Origin of the sequence: Marinomonas aquimarina, assembly GCF_900089755.1 — a bacterium.
Taxonomy (GTDB): Bacteria; Pseudomonadota; Gammaproteobacteria; order Pseudomonadales; family Marinomonadaceae; genus Marinomonas; species Marinomonas aquimarina.
Map to the genome: position 1 here is coordinate 22,976 of NZ_FLOC01000021.1, position 17,078 is coordinate 40,053.

General features: G+C 46.4%; 15 protein-coding genes. 11 read left to right on the plus strand and 4 right to left on the minus strand.

Annotation, left to right across the window (positions count from 1 at the left end):
* Position 1: 1 nt before the first annotated feature.
* Positions 2-4,375, plus strand: a complete 4,374-nt coding sequence (locus MAQ5080_RS15370) for a PAS domain S-box protein (RefSeq protein ID WP_067212456.1) — start codon at positions 2-4, stop codon at positions 4,373-4,375.
* On the plus strand, positions 4,372-5,298 hold the full coding sequence (locus tag MAQ5080_RS15375; protein ID WP_067212453.1) for a GGDEF domain-containing response regulator: 927 nt from the start codon (positions 4,372-4,374) through the stop codon (positions 5,296-5,298). Before MAQ5080_RS15370 ends, MAQ5080_RS15375 begins: the two co-directional genes overlap by 4 nt.
* A gap of 130 nt (positions 5,299-5,428) precedes the next feature.
* On the opposite strand, the gene leuA is transcribed toward MAQ5080_RS15375, so the two are convergent.
* On the minus strand, positions 5,429-7,102 hold the full coding sequence (leuA, locus tag MAQ5080_RS15380) for a 2-isopropylmalate synthase (RefSeq protein ID WP_067212450.1): 1,674 nt from the start codon (positions 7,100-7,102) through the stop codon (positions 5,429-5,431).
* A 190-nt stretch (positions 7,103-7,292) separates the two neighbouring features.
* Between leuA and MAQ5080_RS15385 the strand changes: the two genes are divergently transcribed.
* Both MAQ5080_RS15385 and ribA read left to right on the plus strand, forming a co-directional pair.
* Entirely contained in the window at positions 7,293-7,766 is a 474-nt protein-coding gene (locus tag MAQ5080_RS15385) for an Lrp/AsnC family transcriptional regulator (RefSeq protein ID WP_438501675.1), read from the plus strand.
* 77 nt (positions 7,767-7,843) lie between these two features.
* Positions 7,844-8,449, plus strand: a complete 606-nt coding sequence (gene ribA, locus MAQ5080_RS15390; protein ID WP_067212443.1) for a GTP cyclohydrolase II — start codon at positions 7,844-7,846, stop codon at positions 8,447-8,449.
* Between the two features lie 73 nt (positions 8,450-8,522).
* Here the strand turns inward: ribA and MAQ5080_RS15395 are convergent, their stop codons facing one another.
* Positions 8,523-9,758 (minus strand): DEAD/DEAH box helicase, encoded by a 1,236-nt coding sequence (locus MAQ5080_RS15395; RefSeq protein ID WP_067212440.1) that lies wholly within the window; start codon positions 9,756-9,758, stop codon positions 8,523-8,525.
* A gap of 156 nt (positions 9,759-9,914) precedes the next feature.
* On the opposite strand from MAQ5080_RS15395, the gene MAQ5080_RS15400 reads away from it, so the two are divergent.
* Positions 9,915-10,469: a DUF1415 domain-containing protein gene (locus tag MAQ5080_RS15400; RefSeq protein ID WP_067212437.1), complete on the plus strand. Its 555-nt coding sequence runs from the start codon at positions 9,915-9,917 to the stop codon at positions 10,467-10,469.
* A gap of 66 nt (positions 10,470-10,535) precedes the next feature.
* Positions 10,536-11,372, plus strand: a complete 837-nt coding sequence (locus tag MAQ5080_RS15405) for a CvfB family protein (protein ID WP_067212434.1) — start codon at positions 10,536-10,538, stop codon at positions 11,370-11,372.
* Between the two features lie 240 nt (positions 11,373-11,612).
* On the opposite strand, the gene MAQ5080_RS15410 is transcribed toward MAQ5080_RS15405, so the two are convergent.
* On the minus strand, positions 11,613-12,563 hold the full coding sequence (locus tag MAQ5080_RS15410) for a ketopantoate reductase family protein (protein ID WP_067212431.1): 951 nt from the start codon (positions 12,561-12,563) through the stop codon (positions 11,613-11,615).
* A gap of 84 nt (positions 12,564-12,647) precedes the next feature.
* On the opposite strand from MAQ5080_RS15410, the gene MAQ5080_RS15415 reads away from it, so the two are divergent.
* Positions 12,648-13,133: a YajQ family cyclic di-GMP-binding protein gene (locus tag MAQ5080_RS15415; RefSeq protein WP_067212519.1), complete on the plus strand. Its 486-nt coding sequence runs from the start codon at positions 12,648-12,650 to the stop codon at positions 13,131-13,133.
* Positions 13,134-13,160: 27 nt separating this feature from the next.
* Here MAQ5080_RS15415 and MAQ5080_RS15420 read toward each other — a convergent pair whose 3' ends face one another.
* Complete coding sequence (locus MAQ5080_RS15420) at positions 13,161-13,472, minus strand: MGMT family protein (protein ID WP_067212429.1); 312 nt, start codon at positions 13,470-13,472, stop codon at positions 13,161-13,163.
* A gap of 50 nt (positions 13,473-13,522) precedes the next feature.
* Between MAQ5080_RS15420 and MAQ5080_RS15425 the strand changes: the two genes are divergently transcribed.
* From MAQ5080_RS15425 to MAQ5080_RS15440, 4 genes are all read left to right on the plus strand, one after another.
* On the plus strand, positions 13,523-13,999 hold the full coding sequence (locus MAQ5080_RS15425; RefSeq protein ID WP_067212427.1) for an FxsA family protein: 477 nt from the start codon (positions 13,523-13,525) through the stop codon (positions 13,997-13,999).
* A 128-nt stretch (positions 14,000-14,127) separates the two neighbouring features.
* Positions 14,128-14,418, plus strand: coding sequence for a co-chaperone GroES (locus MAQ5080_RS15430; protein WP_067212424.1), 291 nt, complete (start codon positions 14,128-14,130; stop codon positions 14,416-14,418).
* Between the two features lie 56 nt (positions 14,419-14,474).
* Positions 14,475-16,118: a chaperonin GroEL gene (groL, locus tag MAQ5080_RS15435; RefSeq protein ID WP_067212422.1), complete on the plus strand. Its 1,644-nt coding sequence runs from the start codon at positions 14,475-14,477 to the stop codon at positions 16,116-16,118.
* Between the two features lie 150 nt (positions 16,119-16,268).
* Positions 16,269-17,006 (plus strand): EAL domain-containing protein, encoded by a 738-nt coding sequence (locus tag MAQ5080_RS15440; RefSeq protein ID WP_067212420.1) that lies wholly within the window; start codon positions 16,269-16,271, stop codon positions 17,004-17,006.
* Positions 17,007-17,078 lie beyond the last annotated feature (72 nt).

Here is a 17,078-nt window from a genome sequence, read left to right on the forward strand (position 1 = left end):
TATGACTTTGCAGCATGTTCCTTATTCTCCATCGCCCATAGCATGGGCAGAGGGCTTTTCTGGTCCTTTTGAAATCTTTCAACCCCTTGCCAACCTGTTGGAGTGCACCGGCGCTATCTCTCATTGGGCGGTCGTATTAGCGGATGGGCAAGGGATTTACGTTGAGGAGGGTCATGTTAAAGCACTGTCGTTTCAATCCATTAAATCACTAGAGTGGTTTGAATTACCGCAGGCAGGTTATTTAGGCGTTCCCTTGTATGTGGACTCCAACTTTATCCATGATGCCTTGCCGGTTATTGGCGCTCTGTTCCCCAAAAAAGCGCTTGAGCCACTGCCGAATGCGTCATCAGATCTGACGGATTTGGTTGACCATTTACCTTTCCTAGTTTCCATCATCGACCGAGATTTTTGCTATCAATTTGTCAATCGGCGTTATGAGGCAGTGTTTCATCGCTCACGACAGGACACCATTGGTCAGCGTGTGGTCGATGTGATTGGCCAAGGTCAATTCGATAAGGTAGAAGGAGCGCTGACAAAAGCCCTAGCTGGCGAAGTGGTGGAGGCGCACTTTCCCGCTGTTCATAAAACCCAACATGGCAGCTATGCCAAACATTATATTGCCTGTTCGTTTATGCCTAAGCGTGTCAATGGTGTCGTCGAAGGTGTCTATGTTTGTGTGCGTGACCAAACTCCGCTTAAGCGCATCACCGAAGCGTTACAGAAGTTCCATGAAATTACCGCCCTAAGCCATTTGTCCTTGGCGCAGAAGGCGCAGAAAATGCTAGCGTTAGGCAGTGAAATATTGAACCTTCCCGTGGCCATTGTCAGTCATATTGAGGGGCAGCATTATCAGGTAGCCTACAGCCATTTGCAGGGCGGCGAGCCAATCGATGGTACCAGTTTTGACCTGTCGGAATGCTATTGCTTGCATGCTTTAGAGCGTGATCAGGTTACGGGGTTTTATCATGCTGGGCGCAGTGAGATTGCCAATCACCTTTGTTATATCAAGCATCAATTTGAGGCCTATATTGGTGTCGCCATTCGGCTTAATGGGGTGGTTTGGGGGACCTTGTGCTTTTCTGGACCGGATCCACGAGACGAAGACTTTAGCGAAGATGAGTATGAGCTTGTCAAACTGTTTGGCCAATGGTTATCCAGTGAACTGGCTCGTGAGGACAGTAAACATGCCATTGTTCGTGCTGAGCAAAAATATCGTTTGATCCTAGAGTCGGTCAAAGACGGTGTGGTTGGAGTGGACAATCGTGGCAAGATCAGCTTCGTCAACTCAGCCGCTTTATCATTGCTTGGTACCACTGAAAAAGAAGTTATCGGTAAAGCAATTAACCGCTTGTTGCGTTCGGAGTTTGATACTGAGACAGCACCCAGTCATGGCGAAAACTTACTGCTTAATGCGGTACGTAGGAGCTATAAATCGTCCTGTACAGACGCTCATTTTGTGCGTGCCGATGGTTCCTTGTTTCCGGTTCAGTTTACCTGCTCACCGGTAACAGACGATGTCGAGAATGGCCTGTCGTGCGTTATCACATTTGAAGATATAACCGTGCAAAAAGAGTCCGAAAATGCACAGCAGCAGCAAATGGAGTTGTTCAAATCACTGTTTATGGATGCGCCTGAAGCCATCGTAGTGGTGGATGATAATCGCCTTATTAAGATGGTTAACCCAGTTGCTGAGCAAATGTTTGGTTATCAGCAAAGTGAATTAATAGGCCGAAGTCCGCGCATTTTTTATGCCGACGCAGAATCTTTTGAGCGCGTTGGCTTAGCCTACGATCGCGACCATCATCCCGAGCGTGAAGAGTATCGTATGGTTTACCAGCGCTCAGATGGCCGTGAGATAGTGACCGACAATGTGCGCAGTAAAATGACCGATGAGTCAGGTCGTATCAGTGGTTTTATTGTTCATTGCCGCGACATCACCTCTCGCTTAGAGATCGAAGCGGATATTGCAAAAGCGCAAAGTCGGTTAAGCATTGCAACGGAGTCCGCTGGTATTGGCGTTTGGGAGATGGACCTGCAAACGCGAGAATTGATCTGGGATCAACGCATGTGCGAGCTGTATGAATTGGAAAATGCTTCTGGGCGTATTGATTATGCCTTGTGGGCAAGCTTTATTCATCCAGAGGATATTCCGAGACTGCAGAAAGAGACGGTGAGAGCCATTGAATACAGTACCGATCTTGATGTGGACTTTAGAATTGTACTGTCAAACGGAAAGGTTCGTTACATTAAAGCGAGTGCCAGAACCGCTTTGGATACTGAGGGCAACCCTTTGTATTTGTTTGGCACCAATATGGATGTCACTGAGCGTTATGAAACGGAGCGTATTCTGACCCATGCTCGTGAAGAAGCCATTCGGGCAAGTCAAGCGAAAAGTAACTTTTTGGCCACTATGTCCCATGAGATTCGCACCCCATTGAATGGGGTGCTGGGCATGACAGAGATTTTGTCAGGCTCCGAGTTAAGCAAAGAGCAACAAAGTCAGCTGGCCATTATTCAAAACTCCGGTGAAAACTTGCTGGAGCTGATCAATGAGATTTTAGACTTCTCTAAAATAGAAGCTGGACACTTGTCTTTGGAGGTCATTGATTTTGACTTAGAGGGGTTGGTCTATGATTTATCACGTTTATTGGTCAATAAAGCGGAAGCGAAAGGCATTGACTTACTGGTGGAGTATGGCATTAGTGAGTTTCCATTGGTGCGAGGGGACGCCTATCGTATCCGCCAAATACTGATGAACTTAGTGGGCAATGCCATTAAGTTTACCGAACACGGGCAGGTGCTGATTGCAGTGACTGGCGAGTTAGCGGAAGCTGAGCAGGAACTAAACGTTAGCTTAAGCGTGACTGACAGCGGTATTGGTATTTCAGAAGACGCGCAAAGCAAACTGTTTCAAGCCTTTATGCAGGCTGATAACTCAACCACACGCAAATTCGGTGGAACCGGTTTAGGGTTAGCCATTACCAAGCAGCTAGTTGACTTAATGGGGGGGGAGATTTCTGTCACCAGTCAGGTTGGGCAAGGCTCCGTTTTTACAGTACGTATCCCTCTGGGTATTGCACAACCTCCGCAAGATCACCCGTTAGGAGAATTTAACAAGGTTGAGTTCTCCAAAGTATTAGTCGTAGATGATAATGCGACCAATCTAGTGATCCTTCAGAATCAACTAGAGTTTTGCCAGGTTGAGGCTGAATTCTATCAAGACCCGAAAGCAGCCTATCGGGAAGTGATCGAGGCGGCGAAGCAGAATGAACCCTATGATCTGTTGATTTTGGACTATTTGATGCCGGAATTAGATGGCTTAACATTTAATAAAGCATTACATGAGCAATTGGCGCCACACTTATTGCCTGCCAGTCTTATGATCTCGTCTGCTGGAACCTTATCGAGCCAGATGCTGAAGGCCGCGGGTATAGCAAAGTGTATTGATAAGCCTGCCAGTGTTCACGAGCTCAAAAAAGGCATCGATGGGTTACTTGGCTTGAATAACCCTACGGTTCATAAGGTCAGTTTGGCCGGCGATGCCACGCATGGGCCAGACAGGGAGGCGACGGAAGCCAGCGTTGTTCTGCCAGCCTCTAAGATTCTGGTGGTTGAGGATTTGAAAGCCAATTTGGCGGTAGTGAAAGGATTGTTGTCTCGCTACGATGTGCAGCTTGAAATGGCAGAAAATGGCTTAGAAGCGATTGAAAAGTGGCAACATTTTAAGCCTGATCTAATCTTAATGGATCTACATATGCCGGTAATGGATGGCATCACAGCCATCAAACAGATTCGTCATATAGAACAACGACAATCATTAACACGAGTGCCGATCTTGGCATTAACGGCGGATGTTCAGCCTGAACGAGTGGAAGAGGTTAAGCGTGCTGGTGGCGATGGCTATATCTCAAAACCCTTCAAAGGTGGTGAACTATTAAAAACACTTTCTGATTGTTTACCTCAGTCAGAACCAGTGGCAACTGATGGAAAAGACGTCATGAATTCATTAGCAGTAGAGGAATCGAACGGTTTGCAAGGTGCATTAGATGAAACGGTATTAAGCAGTCTTGAGGAAATCTTGGGAGATCAAGTTCAGGAGATCGTCCTAGCCTTCTTACAAGATGCTGATGGGGTGATGGTGGCGCTGGATGAGGCACTCGGTAACAATGACGCCGCCGCTATTCATCGTCCAGCACACAGCCTTAAATCGGTCAGTGCCAACGTTGGTGCGATGACTTTAAGTCAGCAAGCGGCCACCCTAGAGGCGCAGGCTAAATCTGGTGAGGTGGTAGATGCTAGTGGCCAAATAAGTGCGATTAAAGCCGAATATGTTCGTGTAAAAGACCATTTGAAAGGGATGGGGAGGCTTCCTTGAGGATACTGATTGCAGAGGATGCGCCATCAGATCGTATGCTACTCAGGTTTCACCTGGAAAAACTTGGTCATCAAGTCATAGAGGTGAGTGACGGCGAGCAGCTGGTGAGCTTTTTCTTTAGTCATGCTGAAGAAGTCGATTTGTTGGTTGTAGATTTGAATATGCCGCATAAATCCGGTGTTCAAGCCGTCAATGAAATCCGTGCATTTCAAGGAAGTTACGATGCTAATTGGGTGCCGATCATCATTCTCAGTGGCTCCGAGTCTGATGACGATGTTTTGCGTTGTATCGAAGCCGGTGCCGACGATTATTTAGTGAAGCCAATCCAGCATAAGGTCTTGGCCGCGAAATTAATGGCCATGACGCGCTTGGATGAGATGCGTCAAAAGCTGATGGCTATGAATGCCCGCCTAGAAGCCTTATCGACTACCGATTATTTAACCAATTTGCCTAATCGTCGTGCGTTTGAGAAAAACCTACAGGACGAAATGGCCAAAGCTGGTCGTTACGGACAGAGTTTGTGTGTGGCGGTGTTCGACATCGATCACTTTAAGCAAGTCAATGATACGTATGGCCATGAAGGGGGAGACGTTGTGCTCAAAGAGCTGTCTCGACGTCTAGTGTCCGAAAAGCGTGCCGGGGATCAGTTTGGCCGGATTGGTGGGGAAGAATTTGGGCTTTGTTTACCGCATACCGATCTTGAAAATGCTCTGATTGCCTGTGAACGGTATCGCCAATTGTTAAGCAAGAAGCCGTTTCTCTACGATGAATACAGTATTGATCTGACCGTGAGTGTCGGGCTTTGTCGGTTCACCACAGAAACGGATCAGCTGGAACTGATTAAGGGGGCTGACCAAGCCTTGTATCAGGCGAAACATGCTGGGCGTGATTGTGTGGTGGTATTAAAGAAAGATGCCGCTTAACAGGCGCTGTTACGGATCTTAAAGTTCACCGCACAAACGTAAAAAAGCCGAGCAGGGTAATGCTCGGCTTTATCGTATCTGGGGCAATGGTTTTGCCGCTTACCCCAGTTTCAAAGCAAGGTTGCGGGGGTTAGGCAACGTTTGCTTGTTCTGATGCGATGACTTTTTGGTTGACTGTCGCAAGTACCGCTTGAATCGATGCCGACACGATGTCGTTATCGATCGCCACACCGTTGTAACGCTCGCCATCAATGTTGGCTTGGATGTAAGCGATCGCTTGAGAGTCGCTGCCCACAGTCAATGCGTGTTCTTGGTACTGAACGATGTCAACACGGACGTTGAAGTGTTCGCTCAATGCGCTGGTAAAGGCAGACAATGCACCATTACCTTCGCCATGTACTGTGATGTTGCCATCGTTATGGGCTAGCTCAGCAGACACGGTATCGCAGTCTTTCTTGCTAAGTTCGTAGTTGCCCAACGCGTATGGCGCAGACGATGTCATGAAGTGTTCTTCAAACAAACGTTTCATGTCTGCCGCTTGGATGACACCACCGTCTTCTTCAGAGAATCTTTGTACGATAGGGCTAAGCTCCACTTGCAACCAACGTGGCAATGCCAAGCCGTATTCTTGTTCCAATGCGAAGGCAACACCGCCTTTGCCTGATTGGCTGTTTACACGGATAACTTCTTGGTAGCTACGGCCAATATCGCGAGGATCGATTGGCAAGTAAGCTACGTCCCAAGGTTTATCTTCTGTTTGGTTAGCCAAACATTTCTTGATCGCGTCTTGGTGAGAACCTGAGAATGCAGTAAAGACCAACTCGCCAGCGTAAGCATGACGTGGATGAACTGGCAATTGTGTGCATGACTGAACCACGCTGATTACACGGTCCATGTCGCCAAAGTTCAATTCTGGGTCAACGCCTTGGCTGTACATGTTCATAGCCATTGTGACGACACACATGTTACCAGTACGCTCGCCGTTGCCTAGCAAAGTGCCTTCGATGCGATCAGCGCCGGCCATCATGCCTAGTTCCGCTGCCGCTACACCACAGCCACGGTCATTGTGGGTGTGCAAGCTGATGATGACGCTATCACGGTTTTTGACGTTGCGGCAGAAGTATTCAATTTGGTCAGCAAAACGGTTCGGAGTAGCGACTTCAACCGTTGCTGGTAAGTTGATGATGCATTTCTTCTCTGGCGTTGGCTGCCATACGTCGATGACTGCATCACATACTTCGATGGCAAAGTCTGTTTCTGTACCTGTAAAGCTCTCAGGAGAGTACTGGAATACCCACTCTGTTTCTGGGTTTTTCTCAGCATGATCTTTTACGCACTGTGCGCCGCGCACAGCGATGTCCTTGATGCCGTCTTTGCCCAAGCGGAATACTTGTTCGCGCTGAGTTTTAGAAGTGGAGTTGTAAACGTGTACAACGGCTTTTTTAGCGCCTTTCAAAGATTCATAAGTACGCTCGATCAACTCTGGGCGTGCTTGTGTCAATACTTGGATGTAAACATCATCAGGCACTTGGTCTTCTTCCACCAACCAGCGAACAAAGTCAAAATCCAATTGTGATGCAGCAGGGAAACCTACTTCGATTTCTTTAAAGCCTACGTCTACTAGAAGTTTGAAGAATTCCTTTTTTTGTTCCACTGTCATAGGCTCAACCAGTGCTTGGTTGCCGTCACGTAGGTCAACACTTGCCCAGATTGGAGCTTTGGTGATTTCTTGATCGGGCCAAGTGCGGTTTGCAATCGCAACCGGCTCGAACGGACGATATTTAGTGTGATCAAAAGAACTCATATTCTTTTCCTTCCATATAGTAGTTAGGCGGGTAAGCCTTTGTAGATTGTGATGCGGTTAGCATCTTTCAACACGGAATAGTGTATCTAAATTTTAGCGGAAAATGATTGCGTTTTAATACTTAATTTGCGAGTGTTTTGGAATAATATTGCTAAAATAATAAAAATATTGAACTGGTGTGCTTATGAAACTGGATTTAGATAGAATTGATGTGCGGATTTTGCAGGAGTTACAGCAAGATTCTAGCTTAACCAACCAAGAGCTTGCAGATCGAGTCGGTTTGTCACCTTCACCTTGTCTAAGACGAGTCAAGGCATTGGAGGAAAGTGGCATTATTGATCGTAAGGTCACACTGTTAAAGCGATCTGAGTTGGGCTTGAAGCTCACAGCATTTGTTCAAATCAGTATGGACCGCCACACCCCAGACCGTTTTAGTGTGTTCGAAGAAAAAGTAAACTCTTTCCCTGAAGTACGCTCTTGTAACCTAGTGACAGGGCAAAACTGTGACTATTTGGTTGAGGTGGTAGTGGAAGACATGGAAAAGTATCACGACTTTTTGTTGGGCCAATTAACACGTATCCCTGGCGTCAGTGGTGTACAATCTAGCTTCCTTTTACGCTCAGTAAAAGAGAACACGTCTTTACCTCTGGGACACTTAATGTAGTTTTCCTTACTTAGGGGTTGAAAACACCCTATAATGCTCGCATATAGAGCATAATTTTTTGTGAGAGAGCAGTATCAATGGATCAATTAACGGTTAAACGTCGCGTAGTGATTCCAGTGCGAGCTGGTGACGTCATGGCCGAGTTTATTTCGTTCAATGGCGATGAAAGCGGTAAAGAGCACATTGCTATTTCTTTTGCCGGAACGACAACAGATAAGAATAAAACGCCGCTGGTTCGTCTTCACTCTGAGTGTTTGACTGGTGATGTATTTGGCTCAGGTCGTTGTGATTGTGGTGAGCAATTAGACGAAGCGATCGACCGCATTAATGAAGAGGGTGGTTACATTCTCTATTTGCGTCAAGAAGGGCGTGGCATTGGTCTATATGCCAAGTTGGATGCCTACGCATTGCAAGACCAAGGCTATGACACTTACGAAGCCAACGAGATGCTGCATTTGCCGGATGATGGCCGCGACTTTAGTATTGCTGCGCGCATGCTGAAGGCCCTAGGGGTAAATGAAGTGCGTTTGTTAACCAATAATCCTGACAAGGCTGAGCAGCTGACTGTTAACGATATTGAAGTGACAGAATTGGTGCCAACGGCGGTGCATGTGAATCAGCATAACCGCAACTATTTAGAAGCGAAGGCTCGTCGTAAGCACCACACCTTAAAATTCGATTAGTGTGATCGCTAAATAGATATGAAAAAGGGAGCCGTGGCTCCCTTTTTAGTGCGTGTTTGAGTGTAAGAGAAGGCTATTTCTTTTTCTTCACTTTGGCGGCTGTTGTTTTCTTTTTGGCTGCAGGCTTTTTCTTAGTCTTAGCTGCGCTTGCGGCGCGGATTTTGGTTTTAGGTTCTAAACCTTCAATCTTACTGAACGCAATGTGCGCTTGCATGTAGCGCTGAATCTTCTCAATCATTGGCAGGTCATGCATATCAACGAGTGAGTAGCATTCACCAGGGTTGCCTTCGCGGGATGCGCGGCCGGCGCGGTGTACATAGGAGTCGGCACGGCGCGGTAAGCGCAGGTTGATCACCGTATTGATCTCAGGTAAATCGATACCACGTGCTGCAACGTCTGTTGCAACTAATACTTGCAAGCGGCCTTTCTTCATCTGTTTTAAGTGATCGTTACGATCACTTTGCTTCATTTCACCGTGTAGGCCATCACAGCGGAAGCCCCATTTACGGATGCGTTGCACCCACACATCGACGTGGTCACGGTTGGAGACAAAGACAACTGCTTGCTGGACGCGTTCTTGTGAGATCAAATGCTTTAGCAATGCTTCTTTGTGTGCATCATCATCAACACGAAGCGCTACTTGCTTGATTTGGCTCGGAACCGTGCGAGGCGAATCTGTTAGCTGAATGGTTTCGGCGTCTTCATTTAATAGTGAGCGTGAGAAGCGACTCATTTTCTCGCCATCAATGGTCGCTGAAAACATTAGTGTTTGGTGTTCTTTCGGTAGCTGCTTAGCTAGGTGCCTAACGGCGTCAATAAAGCCCATGTCTAGCATGCGATCGGCTTCGTCGATGACGAACATGGAGCAGTCACTGAAATCCAACCAGCCTTTTTCATCCAGCTCCACCAAGCGACCTGGCGTTGCCACCAAAATGTCACATGGTTCACTAAGTTGCTGCTGTTGCATGCCGTAAGGCGTACCGCCCACGATCAACTGTAATTTAATGCGAGTGTGCGCAATCACTTGCTCGAATACTTGGAAGATTTGGCGTGCAAGCTCGCGGCTAGGAGCCAGAACTAAAGCTTTTGGTGCTAGGCTAGACTCTTCGTCACGGTCTAAGATGTGCTGTACTACTGGCGCAGCAAAAGCCAGTGTTTTGCCTGTGCCGGTCGCAGCACACGCTAGAATGTCTTGGGCGTCCATAGCAAGTGGAATGGCTTGCTCTTGAATGGGTGTTGGTTCGCTAAGCCCCATGTCTTCAATGGCTTGCGTAATGGTGAAATCCAGATCTAATTCGGAAAAGGACATGTATGCTCTCAATTGAAACGTAAATTGTAAGGCGATTGTACCACTGTCCGATTATTTGCGTGGATTTCTTTCATTTAATTTCACTAATTGTTGCAAGGCGTTAGACCGATTTCAGGTAATGAAATAAAATGGCAAAAAATTTAGAGGTTTCAAACCATGCACTTAACCGAAGAGTTAGTAGTCGCTCAAACCCAAAAGTGGGTCAGTTCCTTTATTGTGGCGATGAATGTTTGCCCATTTGCCAAGCGTGAAGTGGACCGTGGCTCAGTGCGTTACGTAGTGGTGCGCTCACGTCAGGAGACGGTGGCGTTAGAAGAGTTGATGGCGGAAATTGATTTCTTGGATCAGCATCCCGAAGTAGAAACCACACTTGTGATCTTCCCAACCATGTTTCATGATTTTGTTGGCTATTTAGATTTTGTCGACGATTCTGAAGCCCTGATGTACGAACAGGGCTGTGAGGGGGTGTATCAATTAGCAACGTTTCATCCGAAATATTGCTTCTCTGGTACAGAAGAAGACGATGTCAGTAACTACACTAATCGTTCACCGTATCCAATGTTACATATCTTGCGTGAAGCCAGTTTGGAGAAAGCCATTGACTATTATGGTGATACCGCTGACATTCCAGAGCGTAACATTAAGTTGATGGAAGACACTGGACATGAAGCGTTAGCGAAGTTAATGCAGCAGTGTATGGCACAATCTTAACAGACAGTTTACTTTTACAAAGGTGCGTGTATAGTGCGCGACCTTAATGAATACCTTGGAGTCAATATGCCTACCAATATCGGACGCATGAACCGCTTACGCGTAGTTAAAGAAAAAGATTTCGGCGTCTATCTCGATGCAGATCAGCTAGGTGAAATCCTGTTGCCTAAACGTTATGTGCCAAATGGCCTGCGCATTGGAGATGAGTTGGAGGTGTTTGTCTACCTTGACTCTGAGGATGAGTTGATCGCTACAACACTGGTGCCAAAAGTTCAGGTTGGGGAATTTTCTGCGCTGCGCGCAGTGTCGGTTAACCAAGTAGGGGCCTTTTTTGATTGGGGCTTACCAAAAGATCTTTTAGTACCATTTAGCCAACAAAAGAATCGTGTTGAAGAAGGTCAAACGCATTTGTTGTTTGTGTATCTTGATCATGAGACTAACCGTATTGTGGCGACCACAAAAGTGGATCGTCTGCTCAATCGTGATGAGCCCGAATACCGCACTGGTGAGCAAGTAGACATTATTGTGGGTGACCGTACTGATATCGGTTACAAGTGTATTATCGATAGCCGCTACTGGGGGGTGTTGTTCTTCCAGGATGTGGTCGGTCGAGTGTTTAAAGGCGACAAGCTAAAGGCCTTTATTAAGCGTATCCGTGAAGACGGTAAGATTGATCTGAGCTTGCAGCAAACTGGCTACAAGAAAGTGACAGGCTTGCTTGAAGAGATCATTGACTACATGGAACAGAACGGTGGTGAAATGCCTCTGACCGATAAGAGTGCGCCGGATACCATCTTTAAAACCTTTAATGTCAGTAAGGCAACCTTTAAAAAAGCCTTGGGTGCTTTGTACAAAGATCAAAAAGTCATTCTTAGCAAAGACAAGACAACACTTAAAAAGTAAGTATCCCTAATTGGAATCAAGTTGTACGAGCCACCTCCTGATGGCGATAAAGCATTGCCTCTCTGATGGAATTAGGTCGTACGAGCGGGTTGTATCCCGCGATTAAAGCCTTGCTTCCCCGGACGGAGCCGGGTCGTACGAGCCATCTCCTGATGGCGATAAAGCATTGCCTCTCTGATGGAATTAGGTCGTACGAATCATCTTCCTTGATGTGATTCATAGTTGAATTTTAAAAAGCTCCTAGTGCATCGCTAGGAGCTTTTTTTTGTGCTCTTCTAAATGAGCCTGATCATTCAGTGCTGCATAAAAGGCATCTTGCAAGGGGGCGGAGGCGTTAGGGGCCTCACGATGAAAGAAGCCTGAGATGTATTCATTTTCGGTTTGGCGGTTGTGACGAACGTCTTCATACATGGAGGAGCAGTTCATCGCCGTTAAGCGTGCCACATTGGCGATGCGCATGTTCAGCTGTTCACTGGTGATATCTCCGACCATGGTTTTGAATTTAAAGGAGTCGAGTTGCATGACGTTTGCCAACTCGTCAATGGCGGCTTCGAAAATCGGTTTGACCGGGTCTTCTAATACCTGACCGTTGCGTACAGAGAATATAGCCGTTAACGGATTTATCACAGCGTTTACCGCTAATTTCTCAAGCAGCCTTCGCTCAATGTTATGACACTGCACATCTGGGTAGGGGAATGAGTCGCCATAAAGGTTGCTTTCGCTCTGTGCCAGTAGGCCAAAGAAAGCATCACCGTTGCCGGTCTTCTTGACGCGATTACTGTCGAGTTTAAGGGCGCCTTCGCTGGTAATACCGGCCCACAGATTCTGTTGCTTTTTCAGATGTGGGATCAGATCCTGTTGGGCGCCTAGGCCATTGCAAAGTGTGGCGATCAGACCTCGCTTTTTGGTGTGTTTGCGAATGTCCAAATAGGCGTCGACCAAGTCAAACGCCTTAGTGCATAAAAGAACCTTGGTGTACTTGCCTTCCAGTTGCTCTTTGGTAATAAACTCAACGTCGTACTGAGTTTGTTGCTGAGATCCTTCTTCGTCCAAGTCTTCGACTGTGAGCATGCCATTTGGCACGTCGCTACGGCAAAGAACCGTAACCGGTTGTTCTAATTGGCGCAATTTGCTTGCCCAAAGTAAACCGATTGCGCCATTGCCGACAACTAACCACGCATCTTTTGTCATTTAAGCCTCGTATTAGAAGTTTTTTAACGGTAAGCCTGCTATTATGCCGCCCCAAAGAGTAAATATCGAATGGAGGAGGCGAATATGCCATCTTTTGACATCGTATCAGAGCTTAATTGGCACGAAGTTACCAATGCTGTAGATCAATCTAACCGTGAAGTATCAACACGTTTTGACTTCAAAGGTGTTGATGCGAGCTTCACTGTAAAAGATAAGCAGGCGGTTGTATTGGAAGCAAAAGCGGAAATGCAATTGCGCCAAATGATGGATATTTTAGGCCAAAAATTGGTAAACCGTGGTATCGATTTGAAAACTTTAGATCGCGGACCGATTGTTGAAGGCAATTTGCGTGCTACCCAAGAGATCAAACTAAAAGAAGGTATTGATCAAGCGGAAGCGAAAAAGATCGTAAAAATGATCAAAGACAGCAAAATCAAGGTGCAAGCTCAGGTTCAAGGCGAACAGCTGCGCGTCACCGGTAAAAAGCGTGATGATTTGCAGCAAGTGATGCAGTTGTTACGCGGTGCTGACCTTGAACTGCCAGTGCAGTTCAACAACTTCCGTGACTAATGTGTAAGTGATCAGTGAAAGAGACACCTAGGGTGTCTCTTTTTGTATGAGCTTTTGGCCAACTACCGTCCAGTGCTCTTGTTGTAAAAGGTTTTTTTGACGTTGGTACGCATCTGATCCTTCACTAAAACTGATACGATGCTTGCTATTGACCACGCGATGCCATGGCAAAGATGTGTCGCGGGGCAGTTGCTTTAAAATTTGCCCAACGAGACGAGCATAGTTGGCATTGCCAGCTTGCTTTGCCAGTTCGCCGTATGAGATCACAGATCCGTGCGGCAAGTGTGCAAGAACAAATAGAACGCGCGCTTTAAAGTCTTTGCTCTCTTGATTCGCCAAAAAACACCCCTAAATAGTCATTGATACAATCTGACATTGAGAAGGTTACCATGCGTTTTGCATTATTGCTGTTGATTTTAATTCCTGTGGTTGAGCTGACTGTCCTGATCCAAGTGGGGGCAAAAATAGGTAGCTTGACGACCATTGCGCTAGTGTTTGTCACAGCGATTGTTGGCTTGGCATTGATCCGCCATCAAGGCTTTGAAACGTCCCGTAAAGCCCAAGAGAAAATGCGCCGAGGCGAACTGCCTGCATCTGAAATGGCAGAAGGCTTTATGTTGGCATTTGCTGGTGTATGTTTGCTGATTCCAGGGTTTGTGACCGATGCGGTGGGGGCTTTGCTATTGATCTCTCCACTGCGCCGAGCTGTGGCGTCTAGCGTGTCATTGGACTTTATGAAAAAGCGTATGAACATGCGTGCTCACTGGAGTCACCGTGACAGCCAAGGCAATTTTACTCAAGGTGACATCATTGAAGGTGAATACCGTTCCGAATCGGAAAAAAATGATCACATTGAGAAAAAATAGTTAGAAATTGCCCTTGAAATAATTTGGCTCAACCACATTAAAGAATTCGATAACGAATCCCACCAGAAGAGTGGGGCTAATCCGGCCAGGGGAGTCCTGGTATTGATTAACTTTGGAGATATAGATCAATGAATATTCGTCCTTTGCACGATCGCGTTGTTGTTCGCCGTAAAGAAGAAGAGACAACTACAGCGTCTGGTATCGTTCTACCAGGATCTGCAACTGAGAAACCAACTCAGGGTGAAGTTTTGGCTGTGGGCACAGGTCGTATTCAATCTAACGGTGAAGTTCAAGCACTTGCCGTTAAAGTTGGTGACACTGTGTTGTTCGGTCAGTATTCAGGTCAAGCCGTTAAGCTTAGCGGTGAAGAACTACTTATCATGAAAGAAGACGAAATCTACGGCGTAATCGAAGCCTAAGTCTTTTTCAGTTTAATCAACGATTAGCAAATTAATAAAATTTAGGATTAGAGAAAATGGCTAAAGAAGTAAAATTCTCAGACAGCGCTCGCCAAAAAATGCTTAAAGGCGTTAACGTCCTAGCTGATGCGGTAAAAGTAACGCTTGGCCCTAAAGGTCGTAACGTAGTTATCGAAAAATCTTTCGGTGCACCTCTAGTAACGAAAGACGGTGTAACAGTAGCGAAAGAGATCGAACTAGATGACCGCTTTGAGAACATGGGTGCTCAAATGGTTAAAGAAGTATCTTCACAAGCAAACGATGTTGCGGGTGACGGTACTACGACTGCCACAGTTCTTGCGCAAGCATTCGTAACTGAAGGTCTTAAAGCCGTTGCAGCGGGTCGTAACCCAATGGATCTTAAGCGTGGTATCGATAAAGCGACAGAAGCTGTTGTTGCTGAAATCGCTGCACTTTCTACGCCATGTGCAGACACTCGTGCGATCGAGCAAGTAGGTACTATTTCTGCAAACTCTGATGTTTCAGTGGGTAAAATCATCGCTGAGGCAATGGAACGCGTAGGTAAAGAAGGCGTTATCACTGTAGAAGAAGGTTCTGGCTTCGAAGACGAGCTAGCTGTAGTAGAGGGTATGCAGTTCGATCGTGGTTACCTATCTCCTTACTTCATCAACAACCAAGAAACAATGAGTGCGGAACTTGAAAACCCATTCATTCTATTGGTTGATAAGAAGATCTCTAACATCCGTGACCTTCTACCAACACTAGAAGCTGCAGCAAAAGCATCACGTCCTCTTCTAATCATCTCTGAAGACGTTGAAGGCGAAGCACTAGCAACACTAGTTGTTAACTCTATGCGCGGTGTGGTTAAAGTGGCTGCGGCGAAAGCGCCTGGCTTCGGTGACCGTCGTAAAGCAATGCTTCAAGACATCGCAATCCTAACGGGTGCGCAAGTGATCTCTGAAGAAGTTGGCCTATCTCTAGAAGGTACAACGGTTGATATGCTTGGTACGGCTAAGCGCGTTACGCTAACGAAAGAGTCTACAACCATCGTTGATGGCGCTGGCGACAACGCTTCTATCAACGCTCGTGTTGAGCAGATCCGTGCGGAAATGGCGAACTCTACTTCTGACTACGACAAAGAGAAACTACAAGAGCGCGTTGCGAAACTTGCTGGTGGTGTTGGCGTAATCAAGATCGGTGCAGCGACTGAAGTTGCAATGAAAGAGAAGAAAGCACGTGTAGACGATGCACTTCACGCAACTCGCGCAGCGGTTGAAGAAGGTGTTGTAGCAGGTGGTGGTGTTGCGCTAGTTCGTGCACTGTCGAAGCTTGCTGCACTTGAAGGCGATAACGAAGACCAAAATGTTGGTATCGCTCTAGCACTTCGTGCTATGGAATCACCAATGCGTCAAATCGTTTCAAACGCTGGTGATGAAGCATCTGTTGTTGTAGACAAAGTTAAGCAAGGCGAAGGCAACTACGGTTACAACGCCGCGACTGGCATTTACGGCGACATGATCGAAATGGGTATCCTAGACCCAGCTAAAGTAACTCGTTCAGCGCTACAAGCAGCGGCATCGGTTGCAGGTCTAATGATCACTACTGAAGCAATGATTGCTGATATCCCACAAGAAGGCGCGCCAGCTATGCCTGATATGGGTGGCATGGGCGGTATGGGCGGTATGGGCGGCATGATGTAATCCTAAGGGATTCATTAAGCTCCTGATTTATAAGCCTTAAATTCAAAAAGCCTTGCACATAGCAAGGCTTTTTTTATGTCTGAAATATTGCTAATGCAATTGATTCGCATTAGCATAAGGGCGGTTATATTTCGCAAATGGAGAGTGTCGTTGAATTCGAATCAGGGGTGTTTAAGTAAGTCTGTATTGCTGGAAATCATTCAGGCGCAGCGGTTTGGTGTGGAATATCAGCCGATTATCGATTTGGCCTCCAATAGTGTCGTTGCTTATGAGGCGTTGTCACGCTTTTACAATCACGAAGGGGAGGCTATACGTCCAGACATTGTCTATGCCTCGTTGCATGAGAATCCGATTACATTGTTTCAAGTGGAGTATGCCCAAAAACAGTTACAGCTGGCAGAGCGCCCAACGGGACAGCTGTTTGTTAACTTAGACCAAGATGCTTTTTTTGCCACCGATGTGGAAACCCATAATAACCCTTTTATTCAGCTGATACGACGCCAAGATAAGGACAAGGTTGTGGTTGAGTTGATTGAGAACTCCGAGATCAATGATGCCATCATGAGTTTGTCCATGATTGAGGCCTTTGATGCATTAGGCATTGAAACTGCATTGGATGATATGTGCCACCCGCATTCGATGATTTCTGTGTCTGTGTTGCAGTTGGTAGGGTGGGTGAAGCTGGATCGTTGTGTGCTGCGCATGGCCCAAAACGAAGTGTTTATGACCTTTGTAAAGCAAATGATACAGTTTGCACGTGCGACGAATAAAAAGATTGTTTTGGAGGGCATTGAAACCGAAGCGGATTTGGAAACAGCCAAACAATTGGAAGTAGACTACGTCCAGGGCTTTTTATATCGCCCACATTTTATCAATAAGATGCCATAATAGCCCTAAAGCGTGATATCTGCCAAACCATTGATTCTAAAGCTATTGATAAATCATTACCTGTATTAGATA